The 21676-nt window shown below is 71.7% G+C and carries 18 protein-coding genes; 11 read left to right on the forward strand and 7 right to left on the reverse strand.

Annotated features, from left to right (window positions below):
* Positions 1–10 precede the first annotated feature (10 nt).
* Together ACIBEJ_RS38025 and ACIBEJ_RS38030 are read right to left on the reverse strand one after the other, a co-directional pair.
* Positions 11–916 carry a GNAT family N-acetyltransferase gene (locus ACIBEJ_RS38025; RefSeq protein ID WP_397187780.1) on the reverse strand — a complete coding sequence of 302 codons (906 nt, stop codon included), beginning with the start codon at positions 914–916 and terminating at the stop codon, positions 11–13.
* A gap of 31 nt (positions 917–947) precedes the next feature.
* The gene (locus tag ACIBEJ_RS38030) at positions 948–2135 is read right to left on the reverse strand and encodes an RtcB family protein (RefSeq protein WP_397187781.1); all 1188 of its coding nucleotides are present in this window, start codon (positions 2133–2135) and stop codon (positions 948–950) included.
* A gap of 186 nt (positions 2136–2321) precedes the next feature.
* On the opposite strand from ACIBEJ_RS38030, the gene ACIBEJ_RS38035 reads away from it, so the two are divergent.
* A complete protein-coding gene (locus tag ACIBEJ_RS38035) occupies positions 2322–3107 on the forward strand; it encodes an isocitrate lyase/phosphoenolpyruvate mutase family protein (protein WP_397187782.1) in 786 nt (261 codons plus the stop codon).
* 46 nt (positions 3108–3153) lie between these two features.
* Entirely contained in the window at positions 3154–4011 is an 858-nt protein-coding gene (locus ACIBEJ_RS38040; protein WP_397187783.1) for a VOC family protein, read from the forward strand.
* 26 nt (positions 4012–4037) lie between these two features.
* Here the strand turns inward: ACIBEJ_RS38040 and ACIBEJ_RS38045 are convergent, their stop codons facing one another.
* Complete coding sequence (locus ACIBEJ_RS38045) at positions 4038–6242, reverse strand: glycogen debranching N-terminal domain-containing protein (RefSeq protein ID WP_397187784.1); 2205 nt, start codon at positions 6240–6242, stop codon at positions 4038–4040.
* A gap of 89 nt (positions 6243–6331) precedes the next feature.
* On the opposite strand from ACIBEJ_RS38045, the gene ACIBEJ_RS38050 reads away from it, so the two are divergent.
* From ACIBEJ_RS38050 to ACIBEJ_RS38065, 4 genes are read left to right on the forward strand one after another with little or no spacing between them, the layout of a single operon-like run.
* Positions 6332–7297 carry a LacI family DNA-binding transcriptional regulator gene (locus ACIBEJ_RS38050; protein ID WP_397187785.1) on the forward strand — a complete coding sequence of 322 codons (966 nt, stop codon included), beginning with the start codon at positions 6332–6334 and terminating at the stop codon, positions 7295–7297.
* A complete protein-coding gene (locus ACIBEJ_RS38055; RefSeq protein WP_397187786.1) occupies positions 7294–8517 on the forward strand; it encodes an extracellular solute-binding protein in 1224 nt (407 codons plus the stop codon). Before ACIBEJ_RS38050 ends, ACIBEJ_RS38055 begins: the two co-directional genes overlap by 4 nt.
* Before the next feature lie 4 nt (positions 8518–8521).
* The gene (locus ACIBEJ_RS38060; protein WP_397187787.1) at positions 8522–9505 is read left to right on the forward strand and encodes a carbohydrate ABC transporter permease; all 984 of its coding nucleotides are present in this window, start codon (positions 8522–8524) and stop codon (positions 9503–9505) included.
* The gene (locus tag ACIBEJ_RS38065) at positions 9502–10308 is read left to right on the forward strand and encodes a carbohydrate ABC transporter permease (RefSeq protein WP_397187788.1); all 807 of its coding nucleotides are present in this window, start codon (positions 9502–9504) and stop codon (positions 10306–10308) included. Before ACIBEJ_RS38060 ends, ACIBEJ_RS38065 begins: the two co-directional genes overlap by 4 nt.
* A 95-nt stretch (positions 10309–10403) precedes the next feature.
* On the opposite strand, the gene ACIBEJ_RS38070 is transcribed toward ACIBEJ_RS38065, so the two are convergent.
* Together ACIBEJ_RS38070 and ACIBEJ_RS38075 are read right to left on the reverse strand one after the other, a co-directional pair.
* On the reverse strand, positions 10404–11027 hold the full coding sequence (locus ACIBEJ_RS38070) for a trimeric intracellular cation channel family protein (protein ID WP_397187789.1): 624 nt from the start codon (positions 11025–11027) through the stop codon (positions 10404–10406).
* Positions 11028–11037: 10 nt separating this feature from the next.
* A complete protein-coding gene (locus tag ACIBEJ_RS38075) occupies positions 11038–12525 on the reverse strand; it encodes a peptide MFS transporter (RefSeq protein WP_397187790.1) in 1488 nt (495 codons plus the stop codon).
* Between the two features lie 150 nt (positions 12526–12675).
* Between ACIBEJ_RS38075 and ACIBEJ_RS38080 the strand changes: the two genes are divergently transcribed.
* The 3 genes from ACIBEJ_RS38080 to ACIBEJ_RS38090 all read left to right on the forward strand — a co-directional run bounded on the left by ACIBEJ_RS38080 (position 12676) and on the right by ACIBEJ_RS38090 (position 16188).
* Entirely contained in the window at positions 12676–14514 is a 1839-nt protein-coding gene (locus ACIBEJ_RS38080; RefSeq protein WP_397187791.1) for an AMP-dependent synthetase/ligase, read from the forward strand.
* A gap of 68 nt (positions 14515–14582) precedes the next feature.
* Entirely contained in the window at positions 14583–15566 is a 984-nt protein-coding gene (locus ACIBEJ_RS38085) for a hypothetical protein (protein WP_397187792.1), read from the forward strand.
* Between the two features lie 127 nt (positions 15567–15693).
* Positions 15694–16188, forward strand: coding sequence for a hypothetical protein (locus ACIBEJ_RS38090; RefSeq protein ID WP_397187793.1), 495 nt, complete (start codon positions 15694–15696; stop codon positions 16186–16188).
* A gap of 59 nt (positions 16189–16247) precedes the next feature.
* Here the strand turns inward: ACIBEJ_RS38090 and ACIBEJ_RS38095 are convergent, their stop codons facing one another.
* Positions 16248–17675 carry a PLP-dependent aminotransferase family protein gene (locus ACIBEJ_RS38095; RefSeq protein WP_397187794.1) on the reverse strand — a complete coding sequence of 476 codons (1428 nt, stop codon included), beginning with the start codon at positions 17673–17675 and terminating at the stop codon, positions 16248–16250.
* Positions 17676–17746: 71 nt separating this feature from the next.
* On the opposite strand from ACIBEJ_RS38095, the gene ACIBEJ_RS38100 reads away from it, so the two are divergent.
* Both ACIBEJ_RS38100 and ACIBEJ_RS38105 read left to right on the forward strand, forming a co-directional pair.
* Entirely contained in the window at positions 17747–18352 is a 606-nt protein-coding gene (locus ACIBEJ_RS38100; RefSeq protein ID WP_397187795.1) for a YitT family protein, read from the forward strand.
* 81 nt (positions 18353–18433) lie between these two features.
* Positions 18434–20206, forward strand: a complete 1773-nt coding sequence (locus tag ACIBEJ_RS38105) for a glycoside hydrolase family 15 protein (protein WP_397187796.1) — start codon at positions 18434–18436, stop codon at positions 20204–20206.
* Positions 20207–20322: 116 nt separating this feature from the next.
* Here the strand turns inward: ACIBEJ_RS38105 and ACIBEJ_RS38110 are convergent, their stop codons facing one another.
* The gene (locus tag ACIBEJ_RS38110) at positions 20323–21624 is read right to left on the reverse strand and encodes a lanthionine synthetase LanC family protein (RefSeq protein ID WP_397187797.1); all 1302 of its coding nucleotides are present in this window, start codon (positions 21622–21624) and stop codon (positions 20323–20325) included.
* Between the last annotated feature and the right edge of the window lie 52 nt (positions 21625–21676).

Genomic DNA, 21676 nt, shown 5'->3' on the forward strand with positions numbered 1-21676 from the left:
GTGGCACACCCTACGGCACGCCCGGCGGCGCATCGCCGTTCAGGGTCTTCTCAAACCAGTGGTGGGCGTAGGGCTCCTCGTTGAAGCGGCTCACCTCGGTGTATCCGGCCGTCTGGTAGAGCCGCTTGGCCTCGGCGAGCGCCGCGTGCGTCTCCAGCCGGACCGTGCTCGCCCCGTGCTCGGCCGCGCGCGCCTCCAGCTCGGCCAGCAGCCGCCGTCCCAGCCCGAGCCCGCGTACGGCCGGCGACACCCACATCCGCTTGAGGTGGGCGCTGTCGCCATGCAGCTTGAGCGCCCCGCAGCCGACCGGGTCGGAGTGCAGAGTCGCCACCACGATCAGCCCCTTGGGCAGCGTCAGCTCCTCCTCCCCCGCCGGGATGCCGCGGCCGGGGTCGAACCCCCCGGGGAAGCGCCTGCCCAGCTCGGCGAAGTACTCGCCCAGGCTGTAGCGGGCGTCGGGGTGACGCGGGTCGGTCACCGCCACCTCGACCATGGAGGCGACCAGCAGGCGTTCGACCTCGGTCATGGCGGCGACCAGCCGTGCGCGCTGGCCGCCGTCGAGCGGCAGCAGGATGGAGGCCGCCTGCTCGTCGGAGCGCCGGTCGAGTTCCGCCCGCTCGGCCCGCCCCCGCTCGGTGAGCCGGGCCCGGCGCACCCGCGCGTCGCCCGCGTCGCTCTCCACGACCACCAGCCCGTCGGCCTCCAGGGCCCGCAGGATCCGGCTCAGGTACCCGGAGTCGAGGTCGAGGCGGGCGCGCAGCAGGCGTACCTCGCTGCCCGCCGCCCCGATCTCCCACAACACCCTGGCCTGGCCGAGCGGACGTCCCCTGGAGAGGAAGGCGTCCTCGAGCGCGCCCACGCGCTGGGTGACCGTGCGGTTGAAGCGCCGCACGCGCTCGACGAGCGTTCCGTCCATTCTCTGACTCTAGTCAGAGAATTTCGGGACGTCACCCCTTGACGCAGATGAGCTGGCGCAGCCGCGCGACCACCTTCACCAGATCGGTCTGCGCCGCCATGACCGACTCCAGATCCTTGTAGGCCCCGGGAATCTCGTCCACGATCCCCGCGTCCTTGCGGCACTCCACCCCGAACGTCTGCTCCCGCAGGTCCTTCACGGTGAAGGTCTTCTTCGCCTTCGTCCTGCTCATCTTGCGGCCCGCGCCATGCGAGGCCGAGTTGAACGCGGCCTCGTTCCCGAGCCCCTTCACGATGTAGGTGCCCGTGGCCATCGAACCGGGGATGATGCCCAGCTCGCCGCTGCCCGCCCGGATCGCGCCCTTGCGGGTCACCAGCACGTCCACCCCGTCGTACCTCTCCTCCGAGACGTAGTTGTGGTGGCAGGAGATGGGGGCGTCGAAGGCGATGCCGGGCAGGTGGCGGGTCAGGACGTCGCAGACCAGGCCCATCATGACCGCGCGGTTACGGCGGGCGTAGTCCTGGGCCCAGAACAGGTCGCGCCGGTAGGCGTCCATCTCCGGCGTGCTGCCGAGGAAGACCGCCAGGTCGCGGTCGACCAGGCCCTGGTTGTGCGACAGGCCGCGGGCGAGGCCGATGTGGTGCTCGGCCAGTTCCTTGCCGATGTTGCGCGAACCGGAGTGCAGCACCACCCACACCCACTGCTCGTCGTCCGCGCAGACCTCCAGGAAGTGGTTGCCGCCGCCGAGCGTGCCCATCTGGACCTGCGCGCGGTCCCGGCGGGCGTGCACCTGCGGCGCCAGCTCGTCGAAGCCCTTCCAGAACGCCGCCCACCCGGCCGTCTTCAGCGCGTTGATCCCATCGGGGTCGACGGGGAGCTTGTGGTGGCCGAAGCCGACCGGCACCGCCTGCTCCAGCTTCCCGCGCAGGTACGCCAGGTTGTCGGGCAGTTGCGAGCTCTTGTAGGACGTCTTGACCGCGGTCATCCCGCAGCCGATGTCCACCCCGACGGCGGCCGGGGAGACGGCGTCCTTCATCGCCACGACCGAGCCGACCGTCGCGCCCTTGCCGTGATGCACGTCCGGCATGACGGCGACACCGTGGACCCACGGCAGGTTCGCCACGTTGCGCAGTTGAAGCATCGCCTGCGGATCGACGGACTCGGGCTCCGCCCACATCCTGATCGGCCGGCGGGTGCCGGTCACCTCGTTGTACGTCATCTCGTATCGCCTCCTTCCGGCTACATCCCGAACGAGATCAATAACGCCAGACCTACCCAGGACCGGGCAACCCATTTACCGGCCGTCTCGCGGGCCGGACGGGCGGTTCGCGCTCCTCATGGCCACGGGGGGATGAGGTCCGATTCCAGCCAGTCGTGCGCGGCCGGGGTGCGTAGCCTCCGGGGCATGACGAGTTCCAAGGCTGAGATCTTCGCCGGGCTGCATCGTCCCGGGGCGCCGCTGCTGCTGCCCAACGCCTGGGACGTGGGGTCGGCCGTGGCGATCGCCGCGGCCGGGGCCCAGGCGATCGCCACCACCAGTGCCGGGGTCGCCTGGTCGCTCGGGGTCGCGGACGGGGCGGATCTCGGGGCCGAGCGTGTCGCCGCCGTCGTCGAGCGGATCGCGGGCGCCGTCGGGCTGCCGGTGTCGGCTGACATCGAGGCGGGCTACGACTCGGTCGAGGCGACCGTGACCGCCGTCGTCCAGGCCGGGGCGGTTGGGGTGAATCTCGAGGACCGCATCGGGGCCGGCCTGCTCGACCCCGCCGAGCAGGCGGAACGGCTCGCCGCCGCCCGTGCCGCGGCCGACCGGCTGGGGGTGCGCGTGTGGATCAACGCGCGTACCGACGTCTTTCTCGCCGGAAGCGGGCGGCTTGAGGAGGTACGGCAACGCGCCGAGGTCTACGCGGCGGCCGGGGCGGACAGCCTGTTCGTGCCCGGACTGGTCGATCTGGCAGCGCTGGCCGAGCTGTCGGCGGGGCCGTTGCCGGTCGCGGTGATGGCGTGGGCCGGGGCGCCCACGGTGGCGGAGTTCGCCGCTGCGGGGGTGGCGCGGGTGAGCCTGGGCGCGGCTGTCGCGCAGGCCGCCTACGGCCTGGCTGCCAGGGCGACCACGGAACTGCTGGAGACGGGTCGCTACGACGCCACGGCGGGTGGGCTGGCCTACGACGAGATGAATGCGCTCTACAAATAGAATGTGTACTCTCATTTAGGAGTCAGCTCCTGAAATGAGGTGTGTCGTGGGTCTGCATCACGTGGGACATGTCGTCGGTGACCTGGCGGCGGCGGCGCTGCGGTATCGGCAGCTCGGGTTCACGGTCGCTCCGGCCGCCTATCCCGTGCTGCCCGGCGTCGCGGAGCCGTTCGGGGTGGCGAACGCGCATGTGTATCTGACCGGCGGGTTCGTCGAGCTGGTGGCGGCGATCGACGGGCGGCCGGACGAGGCGCGGCCGATCCCGTTGCGGGTGCCCGAGGAGCGGCGGGCCGGGCTGGAGGCGGCGATCCGGGCGGCATCCGTGGCCGTCGGGGCGTTTCTGGAGCGGTTCCAGGGGCTGCACATCGTGATCGCCGGCACCGGCGACCTGGACGCGGTCGCCGCGCGGCTTTCCGCCGAGGGTGTCGGGCACGGCGGGGTGCACGCCATCCAGCGGCCGGTCGAGACCGCCTCGGGCACCGCGATGGAGCCCGCCCGTTACCTGGAGCTCACCGGGCCCCTGCCGGAGGGCAGGGTCGGGTTCGCGGAGAACGGCCGGGACTCCGCCGCCCTGCCCGTCCAGCACGCCAACGGCGCGCGGGCGCTGGTGGAGTGCGTGTTGTGCGTCGCCGGGGCGGAACTGCCCGCGGCGCGGGCCCGCTACCGGGACTGGGCCGGGGTCAGGATCGTGACCGCCCCGGAACTGCCCCGGCTGCTGCCGGGCGAGCGACCGCCCGCCCTTCCCGCCTTCGCCGCCTACGCGGTGTCGGTGGGCGACCTCGCCGCCACCGAGCGGTTCCTGAACGGCAACGGCGTCCCGGTCGTCAGAACCGGGCCGGGCGAGATCTTCGTCCCCGCGCAGGCGGCGCTGGGCAGCACGATCATCTTCCGGCAGGGCGGCTAGAGCCCTCGCGCAGGCTCTCGGACGGGCTAGAGCCTTTCGACGCGCAGGTCCCCGGGCAGTCCGGTGAGGCGGGCCGGGCCGGTGCCGTCGGTCGTCACGTCCACGGGGGCCCCGGCCACGCGCAGCCCCCGCACGGTCAGCGCGCCCAGCGGGGCGCCCGGACGCACCAGCACCCGCCCGCCCGGGACATCCGGATAAATCCCGATCGCGGCGTGCAGGATGGCGATCGCCGAAGCCGCCGACCACGCCTGGGGACGGCAGGCCGCCGGGTACGGCACCGCCCGTCCCATCAGCGACCGGTCATCCCCGGCGTGCAGTTCGGGCAACCGGTACCCGAACGTCTCCGCCGCCTCCAGCAGTCCCTCGGCCAGATGGGCGGCCGGCGCTCCGTGTCCGGTGCGGGCCAGGCCGGCGATCACGATGGCGGTGTCGTGCGTCCAGACGGAGCCGCAGTGGTAGGACAGCGGGCTGAACCCGGCGTCGCCCGCCGACATCGTCCGCAGTCCGAAACCGCCGGACATAGCGGGATCGGCCAGCGTCCGGGCGATGCGCGCCTCCTCCTCCGGCGTCAGCAGGCCGGTGCCGAGCAGGTGGCCGATGTTGCTGGTCAGCGCGTCCACGGGGCGCTTGTCGCGGTCGAGGGCGAGCGCGGGGTAGCCGCCGTCCACCCAGAACCGCTCACGGAAGCGGGTGGCCAGCCGGTCGGCGTAGTCCCGCCAGCGCCCGGCCCTCGGACGGCCGAACGCCTCCAGCAGCGCCGCCCCGGCCAGGGCCGCCTCGTGCGCGTACCCCTGAACTTCGGCCAGGGCGATCGGCGGCGCGGCGTGCGAGCCGTCGCGAAAGCGGACGGCGTCCCCCGAGTCCTTCCAGCCCTGGTTGGCCAGGCCCCGGCCGCCGGCGTCCAGGTACTCCAGGAAGCCGTCGCCGTCGGCGTCACCGTCGGTTTCCAGCCAGCCGAGGGCGGCCTCCAGCGCGGGCAGCAGGCCGGCCACCTCCCGCTCGGGCAGGCCCCAGCGCCACGCGTCGTGCAACAGGGCGATCCAGAGCGGGGTGGCGTCGATGGTGCCGTAGTAGGTGGACGGCAGGCGCAGCCCGCTGGTGAGGGTGAACCCGTTCCCGCGCAGCTCGTGCATGATCTTGCCGGGGGCCTCGCCCGAGGTGGCGTCGGTCTTGACGCCCTGGTGGCGGGCCAGGACGCGCAGCGTGCCCCCTGCCAGGGCGGTGCCGAGGGGCAGCATCATGCGGGCGGCCCAGATGCTGTCCCGGCCGAACAGCGTCAGGAACCAGGGCACGCCCGCGCCCAGGAACGTCTCGCCCGGGGCTCCTGGCACGGTGAGCCGCAGGGACTCCAGGTCGTCGAGCGACTGGCGGGCCAGCCGTACCAGGCGGGCGTCGTCGGCCTCGACCTCGGGCCTGCTCCACTCGCGCGCGCCCACCGGAGCCGCCACGACCGCACGCGGATCGGCGACGGCAAGCTCCCACCCCAGCCGCACCCGCTCACCGGGCGCAACCGCCACCCGCCACCGCACCCCCACCCCCGCCTGCCCGCCACCATCGCCCTCGCCGCCGCCGTTGTCGTTGTCGCCGTCGTCGTCGGAGAAGGGCGAGGAGGTGAGGACGACCTCCGATGAAGAGGTGGAGGCCGCGTTCGGGGCAGGGGCGAAGGAGGTGAAGACGACCCCCGAGGAAGGAGCGGAGGAGGAGGCCGGGGCCGGGGTGGAAGAGGAGGGGGTGGTGGTGGCGGTTACGCGGGTTTTGCCGGAGTGCCAGGTCAGCGTGCCGCCGGTGTGCTCGGGCTTCAGGGGTACGGCGCCGCCGCCCGATTTGACCACGTCCACGGGGGCGAAGTCGGCGGCCAGCGTGACGGTGACCGTACAGGTGAAGGGGGCCGAGGCGGTGGAGGCGATGGTGATCTCCTCGGCCATCGCGCCCGGCGTCACCCGGCGCACCCGCTCCACCCGCACGGTCGGGTCGGCGCCGGGGTCGCCCAGCCAGCGCGCCAGCGACACGAAGCGCGCGACCCCCGGCGACGGCACGGCGTGGCCGATCGGCTCCGGTTCGCGTCCGTCGATCTCCAGCGTGGCCTCGGACAGCACGCGGGCGTCGGCGTGGAAGAGCCCCTGCACGCCGGCGCGCCTGATCTGGCCGTCCGCGCCGCTGAGGGCGCTGGTGGGGGCCATGACGGTGCTGACGAGGTCGTGCAGCAGCGGTTGCAGGCGGTGGTCGTGCACGGTGAGGCCCCCTTGACACTCCGTTTACTTGAACGATCTAATCCTTTCATAAGCCTTTTGGATCGATCAAACCCATAGAAAGGCCATAAATGGCGGAAAAGGCGACGATCGCCGATGTGGCCCGGCAGGCCAACGTGTCCCGCCAGACGGTGTCGAACGTGCTCAACTCTCCCGAAGTGGTCAAGGAGGAGACCCGGCAGCGTGTGCTCGCGGCCGTCGAGACCCTCGGCTATCGGGTGAGCGCCGCGGCCCGGCAGATGCGGACGGGACGCTCGCGCCTGCTGGCCGTGCGGATCGAGGCGACCCAGGACGGCATGAACGTCTTCGACCGCTTCCTGCACGGCCTCACCGAGTCCGCCGCCGCCTCCGGCTACCGGGTGCTGCTCTACGCCGCCGCCGACGACCGCGCCGAGATCGCCACGATCGACGAGTTGCTGGGCGAGTTCGAGCCCGACGGGTTCGTGCTGACCAGCACCCACCACGGCGACCCGCGCGCCTCCTGGCTGGCCGAGCGCGACCTGCCGTTCGTCACCTTCGGCCGGCCGTGGGGCGCCCCGGCGGCGGTCCATCCGTGGGTGGACGTCGACGGCGCCGCCGGGACCGAGTCGGCCACCCGCCACCTGCTCGCCCAGGGCCACCGCAGGATCGGCTTCATCGGCTGGGAGGCGGGCTCGGGCGTCGGCGACGACCGCCGGGCCGGCTGGTCCAGGACCCTGGCCGCCGAAGGGCTCGGCGACGGCCTCGCGCTGGAGACCGACGGTTCGAGCGCCCAGGGCCAGGCGGCCGCCCGGGAGCTGGCCGGTCGCGGCGCCACGGCCCTGGTCTGCGTCAGCGACTCCGTGGCGCTCGGCGCCCTGCAAGTGCTCTCCGCCGTGGTCGGCTTCGACGACACCCCGGTCGCCGCCGCCGTCGGCCTCACCAGCCTCGGCCAGCCCCTCGCCGAGGCCGCCGCGCGCTGCGTGGAACTGCTCACCGGCCGCCTGTCCGGCCGGCCCGCCGCCACGCACGTGCTGCTCACCCCCTCCCTGGTCATCCGGAAGGAACCCCGCCCATGAAACGCCTCGCGATCCCGGCGGCGGCAGCCGTACTCCTGTCGGTCACCGCCTGCGGCAGCGGCTTCGACGACCAGCGGGCGGCGCCCGCGCAGCAGAGCGAGGGCCCCGCCGCGCTGCGGGTCCTGATGGCCTCCTCCGGCGACGCCGAGACGAACGCGGTCAAGCAGGCCGCCGAGACCTGGGCCAAGGCCAGCGGCAACACCGCCGCCGTCACCCCGGCGCAGGACATCCACCACCAGCTCGGCCAGGCGTTCGCGGGCAGCGACCCGCCCGACGTGTTCTACGTCGACGCCTCGCGCTTCGCCGACTACGCCAGCGTGGGCGCCCTGGAGCCCTACGGCGACAAGATCTCCGACGCCCAGGACTTCTACCCGAGCCTGCGCGAGACGTTCACCTACGACGGCGCCTTCTACTGCGTGCCCAAGGACTTCTCCACGCTCGCCCTGGTGGTCAACGACGAGCTGTGGAAGAAGAACGGCCTGACCGCCGGCGACGTGCCCGCCACGTGGGAGGAGCTCGCCGCGGTCACCAAGAAGATCAAGGGCGTGACGCCGCTGACGCTCGGCGACACCCGGGACCGGCTCGGCGTCTTCATGGTGCAGTCCGGCGGCTGGATCACCAGCCAGGACGGCCGGCGGGCCACCGGCGACAGCCCGGAGAACCTGGCCGCGCTGAAGTACGTCAAGGACCTGCTGGCCGACGACCGCATCCGGTTCGCCAGGGCGCTGGACGCCGAGTGGGGCGGCGAGGCGTTCGGCAAGGGCAAGGCCGCGATGACGATCGAGGGCAACTGGATCAAGGGCGCGATGACGGCCGACTACCCGGACGTCGCCTTCTCCGTGCACGAGCTGCCCGCGGGGCCCAAGGGCAAGGGCACGCTGTCGTTCACCCAGTGCTGGGGCATCGCCGCGAAGTCGAAGCACAAGGCGGCGGCGATCTCGTTCGTCGAGGCGATGACCAAGGCCGACCAGCAGATGGTCTTCGCCAAGGGCTTCGGCGTCATGCCCTCGCGGCAGTCGGCCAAGGACGCCTACCTCAAGGAGTTCCCCGGCGACGGCGCGTTCGTCGAGGGCGCCGCCTATGCCCAGGGGCCGGTGAACGCCCCCAAGATGGACAGCGTTTTGTCCGACTTCGACACCTCGCTGCAGCAGCTCGCCGCTCAGGAGCCCAAGGAGATCCTGGCCAGGCTCCAGAAGAACACCGAAAGCGCGCTCGGCTGACGTCATGCGCAGCCGTACCAGGGAGAACCTCGCGGGGTGGCTGTTCGTGGCGCCGGTGGTGGCGGTCCTCGGGCTGTTCCTGCTGCTGCCGATCCTGATGGCGCTCTGGGTGAGCCTGACCGGGTGGAACGGGCAGGGCAGCCCGTTCCGGGCGGGCGTGCCGTTCGTGGGCGGGGAGAACTACGCGCGCCTGTTCACCGAGGACGGCCTGGCCCGCGAGAACTTCATGACCAGCATCCGCAACAACGTCTACTACGTCGCGGCGGTCGTGCCGCTGCAGACGGCGCTGGCGCTGTTCCTCGCGCTGGCGGTGAACAGGCGCGCGACGTTCTTCAGGACCGCGTTCTACTTCCCGTCGGTGACCAGCTCGGTGGCGATCAGCGTGGTGTTCCTGTTCCTGTTCACCAACTCAGGGGCGGTCAACCAGGTCCTGGCGTTCCTGGGGGTGAACGGGCCGCAGTGGTTCTCCGATCCGCGCGGGGTGATCCACCTGCTGATCGGTACGCCGCCCGCCGCGCTCACCGGGAACGAGCTGCTTGGCCTGACCTGGTGGGAGTGGCTGTCGGGGCCGAGCGTGGCGATGTGCGCGATCATCGCGCTGGTGGTGTGGACGACGTCGGGGACGTTCATGCTCATGTTCCTCGCGGCCCTGCAGAACATCCCGGGCACGCTCGACGAGGCGGCCATGATCGACGGCGCCTCGCGCGCGCAGCGCTTCCTGCGGGTGACGCTGCCGCTGCTGAAGCCGACGATGTTCCTCGTGCTGACGCTGGGGCTGATCGGCACCTGGCAGGTGTTCGACCAGATCTACGTGATGAGCCAGGGCGACCCCGCCAAGACCACGCTGACCCCGGCGTTCCTGTCCTATCGCACGGCCTTCCGCGACTTCGACTACGGCGCGGGCACGGCGATCTCGTTCGTGCTCTTCCTGATCATCGTCCTGCTGACGCTGCTCCAGCGCTGGATCATGAGGGAGCGCCGGGCATGAGGCGCCTCGTCCTGATCGTCTTGTCCGTCGCCTTCGTCTACCCGTTCGTCATCCAGATCGCCAACTCCTTCAAGACCGACCCCGACGCCGCCGCGCACCCGCTCTCCCCCGTCCCCGACCCCGTCACGCTGTCGGCCTTCGAGCGGGTGTTCTTCGGCACGGACATGCCGATCTGGCTGACGAACTCGCTGCTGGTCACCGTGGTGCTCACGCTGGGGCGGGTACTGCTGGACTCGATGGCGGGGTACGCGCTGGCCAGGCTGCGGTTCCGGGGGCGGCGCGGGTTGTTCGCGGCGATCGTCGCGGTGATGGCCGTGCCCGGCGTCGTACTTTTTATCCCGAAATTTCTGGTCTTGAAGCAGCTCGGGATGTATGACTCCTACCTGGCGTTGATCCTGCCCATCATCGCCGACGCGACCGGTGTGTTCGTGATGAAGCAGTTCTTCGAGTCGGTGCCGCGCAGCGTCGAGGAGGCCGCCCGCCTCGACGGCGCGGGGACGTTCAGGGTCTTCTGGTCGGTCGTCCTGCCGATGTCGCGGCCCGCGCTGATCACGCTGACGATCCTGTCGTTCCAGAGCGCGTGGAACGAGTTCCCGCACACGCTCGTCGCCGTGCAGGATCCGGCGCTGTTCACGCTCCCGCGCGGGCTGGCCGACCTGGTGAGCGGCTCGCTCGGCGGCGGCACCCAGTTCCCGCTCAAGCTCGCCGCCGCGCTGCTGGCGACCATCCCCGTCGCGATCATCTTCGTGCTCTTCCAGCGCCACTTCGTCCGTGGCCGGAACGAGGGGGCGGAGAAGGGCTAGACGTCCCGACGCCCCCGCTCGCCGAGGTCGCTTGCGGTCGTCGGGGTCGTCGGGGTCGTCGGCGTCGAGGTCCGTTCGGGCGATCCTGCGAACTGTCAGTCGGAGGAGGAGGAAGAGCGGACGCCTCGGGCCAGGGGGGCGCGCCAGCCGTACCTCATGGCGGCGATGCGCAGGCCGAAGGCGATCACCGCGGCCGCCAGCGTGGCGGGCCAGCCGTGCAGGTCGTAGACGTACAGGGCGGCCATCACGGCGGAGCCGACCATCGCCGGCACGGCGTAGAGCTGGCGGTCGTACAGGAGGGTCGGGATCTCGCCGGCCAGCAGGTCGCGCAGCATGCCGCCGCCGACGGCCGTGGTCACGCCGAGCAGGACGGCGTGCAGCGGGGACAGGCCGTACTCCAGGGCCTTCTCGGTGCCCACCGCGCAGAACAGGCCGAGGCCCGCCGCGTCGAGGATCATGATCGCGGGCATGACCCTGGCCACGTGCGGGTGCCAGAAGGCGACGATGACCGTGGCCGCGAGCGGCACCAGGACGTAGCCGAGGCTCTGGAAGGCGGCGGGCCGCACGTTGAGAATCAGGTCGCGCACGACGCCGCCGCCCAGCGCGGTCATCTCGGCGAGCACCGCCATCCCGACCACGTCCAGCCGCTTGCGGACGCCCATGAGCGCCCCGGTGAGGGCGAAGACAAAGATTCCGGCCAGGTCGAGAATTTCGGACACGGTGGATGTTTTACCGGATCGGCGGCATCGTCGGCGTATCGTGCTCGGCCATCATCTCCCTCAGCTTGCGCACGAACATGAACAACGCCAGCCCGGCGACGATCGCCATCGCGGCCAGCACCAGGTAGTACGTGGTGTCCGACATGACGCTGCTCAGCCTGCCGGTCTGGCCGCCGACGGCGTCGCCGACCGAGACGGCGATGAACCAGACGCCGAGCATCTGGCCCTTGAAGGCCGCGGGCGCGAGCTTCGTGGTGACCGAAAGCCCGACCGGGCTCAGCGACAGCTCACCGAAGACCTGGATGAGGTAGACCAGCACCAGCCACCACACGCTGACCTTGCCGCTCTCGGCGAGCTTGGCGGCCAGCGCCATCACGACGAAGCTCAGGCCGACCATGATCAGCGCGAACGCGAACTTCTGCGGCGTGCTGACCCGGTTGCCGAGCTTGAGCCACAGCGCCGCGAACACCGGCACGAAGATCATGATGAACAGCGGGTTGAACGACTGGGTCGTGGCCGCCTGGATCGGGACGCCGAACAGGCTGAGGTCGGTGTTGTTCTGGGCGAAGAACAGCAGCTTGCTCGGCGCCAGATCGTAGATCATCCAGAAGATGGCGGCGGCGATGAACAGCCAGATGTACGCCTTCATCTTGGAGCGTTCGTCGGCGGTGAGCTCGTGGGGCCCGCGCAGCACGTAGATGAAGTAGGCGATCGGCACGACCAGGATGACGATCGTCACGACCAGCGTGAAGCGGTCGAGGTCGAAGGTGCCGGTGGCGATCCAGAGGGCCAGCAGGGCCAGCACGCCGACGACGCCGACCAGCGTCAGCCGCACGACCTTGGTGCGCTCGCGCGGGGTCAGCGGCTCGCCCGGCCGGTCGCCGACGCCGCGCAACTGCTTGCGGCCGAGGGTGTACTGCACCAGGCCGAGCGCCATGCCGACCGCCGCCGCGCCGAAGCCGAGGTGCCAGCGGTCGCCGGCGGCCAGCCAGCCCACGACCAGCGGGGCGAAGAAGGCGCCGAGGTTGATGCCCAGGTAGAACAGCGAGAAGCCGGAGTCGCGGCGGCCGTCGTCGCCCTCGGGGTAGAGCTTGCCGACCATCACGGAAATGTTGGGCTTGAGCAGGCCGGTGCCGGTGATGATGAGCAGCAGGCCGATCGCGATGAAGACCGGGCCCTGGACCGGGATGGCCATGCTGATGTGGCCCAGCATGATGACGAAGCCGCCCCAGAACACCGATCTGCGGGCGCCGAGGATGCGGTCGGCGACCCAGCCGCCGGGCAGCGCGACGAGGTAGATGAGCGCGCCGTAGACGCCGACGACGGCCTGGGCGGTCTCCTCGGTCAGGCCGAGGCCGCCGGTGGCCGGGGAGGCGGCAAGGAAGGTGGCCAGGATGGCGCGCAGGCCGTACCAGCTGAAGCGCTCCCACATCTCGGTGCCGAACAGGGTGGCCAGCCCCCATGGATGGCCGAAGAACGTCCTGCCGCCGCTACTCATGCGCGCCCCCCGAACGACACGTAATGCATGTGATCCAACACTCTACGTGACCAATGACCGGAAGCTGTCCCAGAGGGTCTTGCCGCTACCCCCGGCGTGTGGTGCGATGCATCCCACTCGTGCAAGTGATTGCTGACTGGAGGCGGGCGCATGGCCGAAGTCCTTGAGGTGCGGGCCGAGATCGAGTCCCAGATCGCCGGCCGCACCGTGTGCGAGCAGCTCAGACAGGTGGCCGCGGACCATCCGGACTCCCCCGCCTACTCCGACCCCGACGGCGACGGCTGGCGCACGCTCACCTACGCCGAGGCGCGCGAGAGGGTGCTGACGATCGCGGCGGCGTTCGCGGAGCTCGGCCTTGAGCCCGGCGAGGCCGTCGCGCTGATGATGGTCAACCGCAGCGAGCACGTGCTCGCCGACCTTGGAGCGGTGCACGCGGGCGGCGTCGGCTGCACCATCTACTCGACCTTCGCCGCCGAGCAGATCGCCTTCGTGGCCGCCGACGTGGGCGCGCGCTACGCGGTGCTGGGCGGGCCCGCCGACCTGGAGCGCTGGATGCCGGCCCTCGACCGGCTCACGGACCTGCGGCGGATCATCATGCTGGACGGCACGCCCGAGGGCGACGACCGCTTCCTGTCATGGGCGGAGTTCCTGGCGCTCGGCGAGCGCGCGCTGGCCGCCGACCGCGCCGCCGCCGAGGCCCGCTGCCAGGCCGTCGGCGCCGACGACACCGTCACCGTCCTGTACACCTCGGGCACCACCGGCATGCCCAAGGGCGTGCCCCTGACCCACCGCAACGTCTTCTACGAGGTGGCCTCCACCGACCGCCTCACCACGCTGCCGGTCCACGGCACGCAGATCAGCTACCTCACCTACGCGCACATCGCCGAGCGCGTCCTCAGCCTCTACCTGCCGCTGCTGAAGGTCTCGCACGTGCACTTCTGCACCGACCTGGCCAACCTCGGCGCCACGCTGGGGCAGGTCCGGCCGATGATGTTCTTCGGGGTGCCGCGCGTGTGGGAGAAGATGATGGCGCGCCTGCAGGCCGTCCTCGCCACCCAGCCGGAAGAGCAGCAGCAGCAGGTACGCCAGGCCATGGCCGCCGGCGTCGCCTACGTCGAGGCCGGCCAGCACGGCGGCACGATCACCCCCGAGATCCAGGCCGCCTACGACCAGGCCGACCAGGCGCTGCTGTCGATCGTCCGCGCGATGATCGGCTTCGACCAGGCCAAGTGGACCGCCACCGGCGCCGCGCCGCTGCCCGACGAGGTGCAGCGCTTCTTCGCCGGCCTCGGCCTGAAGGTCATCGACGTGTACGGCATGACGGAGACGACCGGCGCCTTCACCGGCAACAGCCCGGTCGACTACAAGCTCGGCACCGTGGGCAGGGCCGAGCCCGGCGTGGAGGTCCGCATCGCCGAGGACGGCGAGATCCTCACCCGCAGCCCGCTCAACACCGCCGGCTACCTGAACCGCCCCGAGGAGAGCGCGGCCCTGATCGACGCCGACGGCTGGCTGCGCACCGGCGACATCGGCTCGATCGACGAGGACGGCTTCGTCCGGGTCGTGGACCGCAAGAAGGAGCTCATCATCACGGCGGGCGGCGAGAACATCTCCCCCGCCAACATCGAGAACCACCTCAAGGAGCACCCGCTCATCGGCCAGGCGCTGGCCTACGGCGACAACCGGCCGCACCCGGTGGCGGTGCTCACGCTCGACGCCGAGCTCGCGCCCGGCTGGGCGCAGGCGCGCGGGATCGACTTCTCCTCGCTGGCGGAGCTGGCGCAGAACGGCGAGGTGCTCAAGGAGGTCGAGCGGGCCGTGGAGGCGGCCAACGCCAAGCTGGCCCGGGTGCAGCAGGTCAAGCGCTGGGCGCTGATCGGCAGCGAGTGGACGGCCGAGACGGAGGAGCTCACGCCGAGCCTCAAGCTGAAGCGGCGCGTCATCCACGCCAAGTACGCCGACGTCATCGAGGGGCTTTACGGGGACTGACGGCTTTTGCCGTTGGTGGCGTGTGTCCGACCCCTGGTCATTACCGGATGGTTCCTACCGTCTTGATCATGACCAGTAGAGTCCTTCTGGCTTCGCTCGCGGCGGGGGCCCTCACGGTGCCCGCGCCGGTGTCCACCGCGGCGAGCGAGCCCGCCATCCGAGAAATCACGATACGTCCGGCCGATCCGGTGGTCCGGGCCACCGGATCGGTCCGCCTCGTCATCGAGGTCGTCGCCCAGGGAGTGGACGGCCGCGACGGCGTCACCGTCAGGGTGGACCCGGGCACGCCACCGGACCCGCCGCCGGTGGACCCGCCGCCCGTCGATCCGCCGCCGGTGGATCCGCCGCCCGTGGATCCGGCCCCGCCGCTGCCCAAGCCCAGCACGCTGCCTTCCGTCGCGCCTACTCCGGCGCCTTCCCCGGTTCCGTCGGCCGTGCCTTCCGCCGCGCCGTCGGTCCTGCCGTCCGTGGCGCCGTCCGTCCCGCCCTCGCCGCTTCCGTCCCTGCCCGCTCCCCTGCCCGCGCCGGGGCTGGCCGTACCGGGGCAGGCTCCGCGGTGGCAGGGCGAGCAGGCCGCGCCGATGCGGCGCGGCGACGGCTGGCAGACCTGGCGCTTCCTGCCCGAGAAGGGCCTGACCCGCTACTACCCGTCGGGCACCTGGACGATCGCCGTCACGGCGACGGCCCCCGACGGCCGGAGCGTGACCGCGTACAAGACGTTCAAGCTGCGCAAGGAGACCCGCCTGACCTCGGTGCAGGCCACCAAGGTGGACGGCATGAAGGCGGTACGGCTGCGCGGCGTCCTGACCCGAGTGGACCCGATGGGCTTCACCGACTACTCCCCGTTCGGCAACCAGCGCATGGAGATCCTGCACCGCCGCGACGACAGCGACCCGTGGAAGCAGGCGGCCGTGGCGACGACCTCGGAGCTGGGCAAGTTCGGCAAGACGGTGCTGGGCCCGGCGCGGGGGCAGTGGCGGGCGCGCTTCCCCGGAACCGGTCACTACGCCGCGGAGCTCTCCTCGATCGAACACATCGGAGATCGTCCTTGACCTTTGGTTTAACGGTCGTTGCCGAATCGTGATCGTTTTTGAGACAACCTTTCCCTGCCTTGGCGCGTCATTGCCGTAGACGTGTTCTGTCCCGGTTCACGTCTACGAACGGGGAAGGAAGTTCTAGATGAAGCGACGTCTCGCGGCCGCGGCAGCTGCTGCCGCGCTCGGCACCGCCGTGCTGGCGACCGCCACTCCCGCCATGGCCGAACCTCCCGGCCTCGGCTTCGACACCGGCGACTACGGCGACGGCGGCAACACCCGCCTGTCGTTCGACGCCAACCCGGAGCCGGTATGGAAGGGCTCGAGGCTGGACCTCGAGGGCAAGCTCTCCGTGCAGTGCGACGATGACTACATCAACGGTTACGTGCAGGTGTTCAACGCCGACCACTGCCGTGAGGGCAGCTGGTACTGGCTCGGCGGCAAGCGGATCACGATCCTCTTCAAGCCGAACTACTCCGGCCGCTGGCACTACGTCGACACGGTCCGCACGGACCGCGGCGGCTACTTCCACACCTCGGCCCGCGCCTGGACGTCGGGCACGTGGAAGGCGGTCTTCGAGGGCAGCAGGTACCTCGAGGGCTCTGCCGCGACCGACTGGGTGAAGGTCGTCCGTCACTGACGAGCGCGAATCGGAACGCCCGGCCCTCTTGTCCCGAGGGGCCGGGCGTTCTCGCGTTCTCACACCATCGGGATGAGCGTCTCGGCCGGGCGGGGACCGACCGGGCCGCGGGCGTCGGCGGCGGCGAGCAGGCGCACCGCCTCGGCCAGCACCGCCGGAGGCTGCGTGTACGGCAGGCGGATGTAGGACTCCAGCGTCCCCTCCAGGCCGAACCAGGGACCGGGCGCCAGCCGCAGCCCGTGGGTGGCCGCTGCCTCGGCCAGGGCGACGGCTCCGCCGCGCGGCAGCCGTACCCAGAGGGTGCCGCCGCCGCGCGGGACGGTGAAGCTCCAGTCCGGCAGGTGCTCGCGCAGCGCGGCGACGAGCGCGTCGCGCGAGGCGCGCAGCGTGCGGCGGCGCTCGGCGCGCGTCTCCTCCATCCGGTCGAACAAGCGCGCCACCACCAGTTGCTCCAGCACCGGGCTGGCGATGTCGACGGCCGCCCGGTGCACGGCCAGGCGGCGGGTGAGCGCCTCGGTGCTGCGGATCCAGCCGATGCGCAGCCCGCCCCACCACAGCTTGGACGCCGACCCGATCGTGATCACGCGGCTGTCGGTGTCGAAGGCGGCCATCGGCGCGGTGCCCGGCACCTCCTCCATCGCCAGCTCCGCCCAGGTCTCGTCGATGAGCAGCATGGTGTCGGTACGGCGGGCCGCCCCCACGACCGCCGCCCGGGTGGCGTCGTCCATGAGCGCCCCGGTGGGGTTCTGGAAGTCGGGCATCAGGTAGGCGAGCCTGGCCGCCGACTGCCGCATCGCGCCCGCGACGAGGTCGGCCTGCCAGCCCGCGTGGGTGATGCCGACCGGCGCGATCCTGGCGCCGCGCTGGCGGGCGGCGTCGATGGAGTGCGGGTAGGTGGGCGACTCGACGAGCACGGTGTCGCCGGAGCCGACGAGCAGTCCCATGACGAGCTGGATGGCGTGCTGGGAGCCGGTGGTGACGAGGATCTGCTCGGGCCGGGTGGACAGGCCGCGCGCGCCGTAGTGGGCGGCGATGCGCTCGCGCAGCACCGCCAGGCCCATCGGGTCGTAGCCGTTGCCCATGCCGTAGCGGGGCACGTCCTCGACCGCCTCCAGCATGGCCTCGCGCAGGTGCGAGGAGGCCGAGGGGGCGGCGCAGTGCAGTTGCAGGAGCCCGTCGCCGCTGTCGCTCAGCCACGGGTTGTCCACGGTGACGGCCGGGTCGGGCAGCACCGTCCAGCTTCCCGAACCCTGACGGCTGTCCAGGTAGCCCTGCTCGCGGAGCAGGTCGTAGGCCGAGGTCACGGTGGTGCGGCTGACCCGTAGTTGCTCGGCCAGGTGGCGCTCGGCGGGCATGCGCACGCGTACGGGGATCTGGCCGTCCAGGATGCGCGCCCGCACCGCGCCGGCCAGCTCCCGGTAGTAGGGCCTGGCCTCCCGCGGCACCGCGACCAGCCGCGCGACCTGCGCCGCACTCAGAAACCTCATAAGGCCACTTTTCATGATTGGCCCTTTGATGCAAGCCAATCCCCTGCCACCATAAGACCACTATGAGCGAAATGTCCGTCCCTACTGTGGGTTCCCTTCCCTCCCGCCTCCTGCGCCTCTACGGCGGTCTGGCCCTGTACGGCCTCGGCATCGGCCTCCAGGTCGAGTCCGGCGTGGGCAACAGCCCGTGGGACGTCTTCCACCAGGGCGTGGCCATCAGGACGGGCCTGACCATCGGCACGGTCATCATCGCGGTCGGCGCGCTCGTGATGCTGCTGTGGATCCCGCTGAAGCAGCGGCCCGGCGTCGGCACGATCAGCAACGTGGTCTTCCTCGGCCTGTTCGCCGACGCCGCGATCTGGCTGCTGCCCACCCCCGGCCACTGGGCCCTGAGCTGGACGTACCTGCTGACCGCCGTCGTCGCCATCGCCCTGGCCACGGCCCTGTACATCAGCGCCGGCCTCGGCCCAGGCCCGCGCGACGGCATCATGACCGGCCTCATGCGCCTCGGCCTTTCGGTACGGCTCGGCCGCTTCCTCATCGAGATCACCGCGCTCGGCGTCGGCTGGCTGCTCGGCGGCACGCTCGGCCTCGGCACCCTCGTCTTCGCCCTCGCCATCGGACCACTCACGCAGATGTTCACCCGTTGGTTCCCGCTCACGAGGGAAGGACCCTGACATCCCGTGGAAGCCGCGGACATGACGCGACATGATCGATGGCTTCCACGGGACCACCCCGAACACGGGTAGCGTCGTCCCATGCGGATCGAGGACTACTCCATGATCGGAGACATGCAGTCGGCGGCCCTGGTGGGCCGCGACGGCTCCATCGACTGGCTCTGCCTGCCGAGGTTCGACTCGCCGTCGTGCTTCTCGGCGCTGCTCGGCGGCGAGCGCCACGGGCACTGGTGGATCGGCCCCACCGGCAGGAGACCGGCCGACCGGCGCCGCTACCGCCCCGACACGCTCATCCTGGAGAGCGAGTGGGACACCCCGACGGGCACCGTGCGCATCATCGACTTCATGCCGCCGCGTGACAAGAACCCCGACGTCGTCCGCATCGTCGAGGGCGTCAGCGGCGAGGTTGAGGTCTCCGCGCAGGTACGCGTCCGCTTCGACTACGGCCGCATCGTGCCGTGGGTACGCCGCAGTGACGGCCACCTGCAGGCGATCGGTGGCCCGGACTCGGTCTGGCTGCACGCCCCCGTCCCGCTCAAGGGCGGCGACTACGCGCACCGGTGCACCTTCACCGTGCGAGAGGGCCAGCGGCTGCCGTTCGTCTTCACCTGGCACCCCTCGCACGAGCCGATGCCCCCGCAGATCTCCGCCGAGGGCCAGCTCGCCGAGACCGAGGCCATGTGGGCGGAGTGGGTGGCCCGCTGCACCTACCAGGGCCCCCACCGCGACGCCGTCGTCCGCTCGCTGATCACGCTGAAGGCGCTCACCTACGCCCCCACCGGCGGCATCGTGGCCGCCCCCACCACCTCGCTGCCCGAGGACCTCGGCGGCGTGCGCAACTGGGACTACCGCTTCTGCTGGCTGCGCGACGCCACCCTCACCCTTGAGGCGCTCATCAGCTCCGGCTACATCGAGGAGGCCGGCGAGTGGCGCTCGTGGCTCCTGCGCGCGATCGCCGGCCGCCCCCAGGACCTCCAGATCATGTACGGCGTGGCCGGCGAGCGCCGCCTGCCCGAACTGGAGCTGAGCTGGCTGGACGGCTACGAGGACTCCCGCCCGGTCCGCATCGGCAACAACGCCGTCAACCAGCTCCAGCTCGACGTCTACGGCGAGGTGATGAACTGCCTGTTCATCGCCAGGAAGATGGGCCTGGGCGCCGACGACCGGGCCTGGGCGATCCAGCGCGAGCTCCTGGCCTACGTCGAGGAGCACTGGGACGAGCCGGACGAGGGCCTGTGGGAGGTACGCGGCCCGCGCCGCCACTTCACCCACTCCAAGATCATGTGCTGGGTGGCCCTGGACCGCGCGGTCCGCTACGTCGAGGAGTTCGGCCGCACCGGACCGGTCGACCACTGGAAGCGGCTGCGCGCCTCGATCCACGACGAGATCTGCGACAAGGGCTTCGACCCGGTGCGCAACACCTTCACCCAGTCCTACGGCTCGGCGGAGCTGGACGCGGCACTGCTGCTCATCCCGCTGGTCGGCTTCCTGCCCGTCGACGACCCGCGCGTGGCGGGCACGGTGGCGGCGATCGAGAAGGAACTGCTGTCCGACGGGTTCGTGCTGCGCTACCCCGTGGCCACCGACAACGACGTCGACGGCCTGGCCGGGGCCGAGGGCGCGTTCCTGGCGTGCAGCTTCTGGCTGGTCGAGGTGATGGCGTTGCAGGGACGCATGGAGGAGGCGGACGAGCTGTTCGGCCGCCTGCTGGAGCTCCGCAACGACCTGGGGCTGCTGGCCGAGGAGTACGACCCGCGCTACGCCCGGCTGGTCGGCAACTTCCCGCAGGCCTTCAGCCACGTGCCCCTCGTCCACGCCGCCCGCGCCCTGTCCCGCCCCCGCCCCACCCCCTGACAGCACCGCGTGACGACACCGCGTGACGGCCTGCCCGCCGCGTGCTCCCCACCGCATGACGGCACGGCCGCCGCGGCGGCGCGGCCGTACCGGGTCATGCGGGATGGCGCCCGTCGTCAGTGCGAGAAGGCGGGCGAGGGGATCGACGGGAAGGGGTTGTCGGGCGTCAGGATGACCCGGCGCGTCTCGCCCTCCTGCTCGGCCGCGTCCAGGTGCAGCAGCGCCGCCCCGATGCCCGCGGCCCCGACCATGTAGCCGGTGTCCGCGCTCACCTCGCCCGGCCGCAGCCGCCGGTAGGCCTGGTACCAGCGGTGGCCCCGGCCGTCGTGCCCGGTCGCCCGGCCGATGAGGTGCTCGGCGAGCGTGCGCGCGAACTCCCGGTACGGCTCGCGCCCCGTGGCCGCCCAGAGCCCCACGAACAGCTCCACCAGCCCGGCCGTCCCGCAGCACTGGCAGGCGGAGTTCCAGTAGCCGTCGGTCTGCTGGTACGGCACGCCGCTCGCGATGATCCCCGCGGCCAGGCGCTCGGTCCAGTCCAGGTCGCCCGGGTCGCCGGCCACGCGGTAGAGCTCGTAGAACATCCGGGCCACGCCCGCCGAGCCCGAGCAGTAGCCGAGGTAGTGCAGCCCACGCCCGTGGGGCACGTGGTGCGGCACGTACGCGGCGTGGCCCGTCACCTGGGCCACCGACCTGACGAACCCCGCTCCCCGCCGGGCCGCGGTGAGGAAGTCCTCGTCGCCGGTGACGCCGTACAGGCGGGCCAGGAGGAAGGCGGTGCCGGCCGTACCGGCGTAGAAGCCGGGCGTGACCGCGTCGACGGGGATGCCGGGGCAGTCGCCGAACTGGTGCCCCGGCACCGCGAGCCTGGCGATGCGCCCGCCCGCCTCCAGTGCCGCCTGCTCGACCTCGGGCAGGCCGAGCATGGCGGCGGCGCGCAGGAGGCCGAGCACGATCCCGCCGTCGCCGCGCTGGGCGGGCTCGTTCGACCAGCCGGGGCCGCCCGTCATGGGGCGGGCCATGGAGACGATGTGGGCGGCCGCGGCGCGCGCCTCGTCCTCCAGCCGCTCCTCCCCCAGCACCCATCCGGCCTCGGTGAGCGCGAACACCGTCCCGGCCAGGCCGTGGTAGAGCGTGAGGTCCCGCTGCTCGCGCCACGTGCCGGCCAGGTAGCGGGCGCCCTGGCGGGCCTCCTCCAGGTACGCCTCGTGGCCGGTGGCGGCGGCCAGGTCGAGGAAGAACAGCACGATGCCGGCGGCGCCCGCGTACAGGGAGGCCGGTTCCGAGCCCACGGCGGCGCGGCCGCGGTGGTCCGGGTTGGCCTGCCAGCGCCGCCCCTGCCCGTGGGCGGCCCCCGCCGACCTGATCCAGCGTCCGGCCAGGATGGCCGCGTTCAGAGGAGTGGTCCGCTCGTGGCTCACCCTCGCACTATCCCACACATTTGGTAGGAAATTAAGGGATCGGAGCGCCGAG

It is taken from the genome of Nonomuraea sp. NPDC050790, from assembly GCF_044456745.1.
Classification (GTDB): domain Bacteria; phylum Actinomycetota; class Actinomycetes; order Streptosporangiales; family Streptosporangiaceae; genus Nonomuraea.

Coding starts and splice junctions, on each gene's coding strand:
- ACIBEJ_RS38055 (WP_397187786.1), top strand. CDS start 7,294: ATGAAACGCCTCGCGATCCCGGCGGCGGCAGCCGTACTCCTGTCGGTC.
- ACIBEJ_RS38075 (WP_397187790.1), bottom strand. CDS start 12,525: ATGAGTAGCGGCGGCAGGACGTTCTTCGGCCATCCATGGGGGCTGGCC.
- ACIBEJ_RS38050 (WP_397187785.1), top strand. CDS start 6,332: ATGGCGGAAAAGGCGACGATCGCCGATGTGGCCCGGCAGGCCAACGTG.
- ACIBEJ_RS38085 (WP_397187792.1), top strand. CDS start 14,583: ATGACCAGTAGAGTCCTTCTGGCTTCGCTCGCGGCGGGGGCCCTCACG.
- ACIBEJ_RS38090 (WP_397187793.1), top strand. CDS start 15,694: ATGAAGCGACGTCTCGCGGCCGCGGCAGCTGCTGCCGCGCTCGGCACC.
- ACIBEJ_RS38035 (WP_397187782.1), top strand. CDS start 2,322: ATGACGAGTTCCAAGGCTGAGATCTTCGCCGGGCTGCATCGTCCCGGG.
- ACIBEJ_RS38030 (WP_397187781.1), bottom strand. CDS start 2,135: ATGACGTACAACGAGGTGACCGGCACCCGCCGGCCGATCAGGATGTGG.
- ACIBEJ_RS38025 (WP_397187780.1), bottom strand. CDS start 916: ATGGACGGAACGCTCGTCGAGCGCGTGCGGCGCTTCAACCGCACGGTC.
- ACIBEJ_RS38080 (WP_397187791.1), top strand. CDS start 12,676: ATGGCCGAAGTCCTTGAGGTGCGGGCCGAGATCGAGTCCCAGATCGCC.
- ACIBEJ_RS38095 (WP_397187794.1), bottom strand. CDS start 17,675: ATGAGGTTTCTGAGTGCGGCGCAGGTCGCGCGGCTGGTCGCGGTGCCG.
- ACIBEJ_RS38100 (WP_397187795.1), top strand. CDS start 17,747: ATGTCCGTCCCTACTGTGGGTTCCCTTCCCTCCCGCCTCCTGCGCCTC.
- ACIBEJ_RS38105 (WP_397187796.1), top strand. CDS start 18,434: ATGCGGATCGAGGACTACTCCATGATCGGAGACATGCAGTCGGCGGCC.
- ACIBEJ_RS38060 (WP_397187787.1), top strand. CDS start 8,522: ATGCGCAGCCGTACCAGGGAGAACCTCGCGGGGTGGCTGTTCGTGGCG.
- ACIBEJ_RS38065 (WP_397187788.1), top strand. CDS start 9,502: ATGAGGCGCCTCGTCCTGATCGTCTTGTCCGTCGCCTTCGTCTACCCG.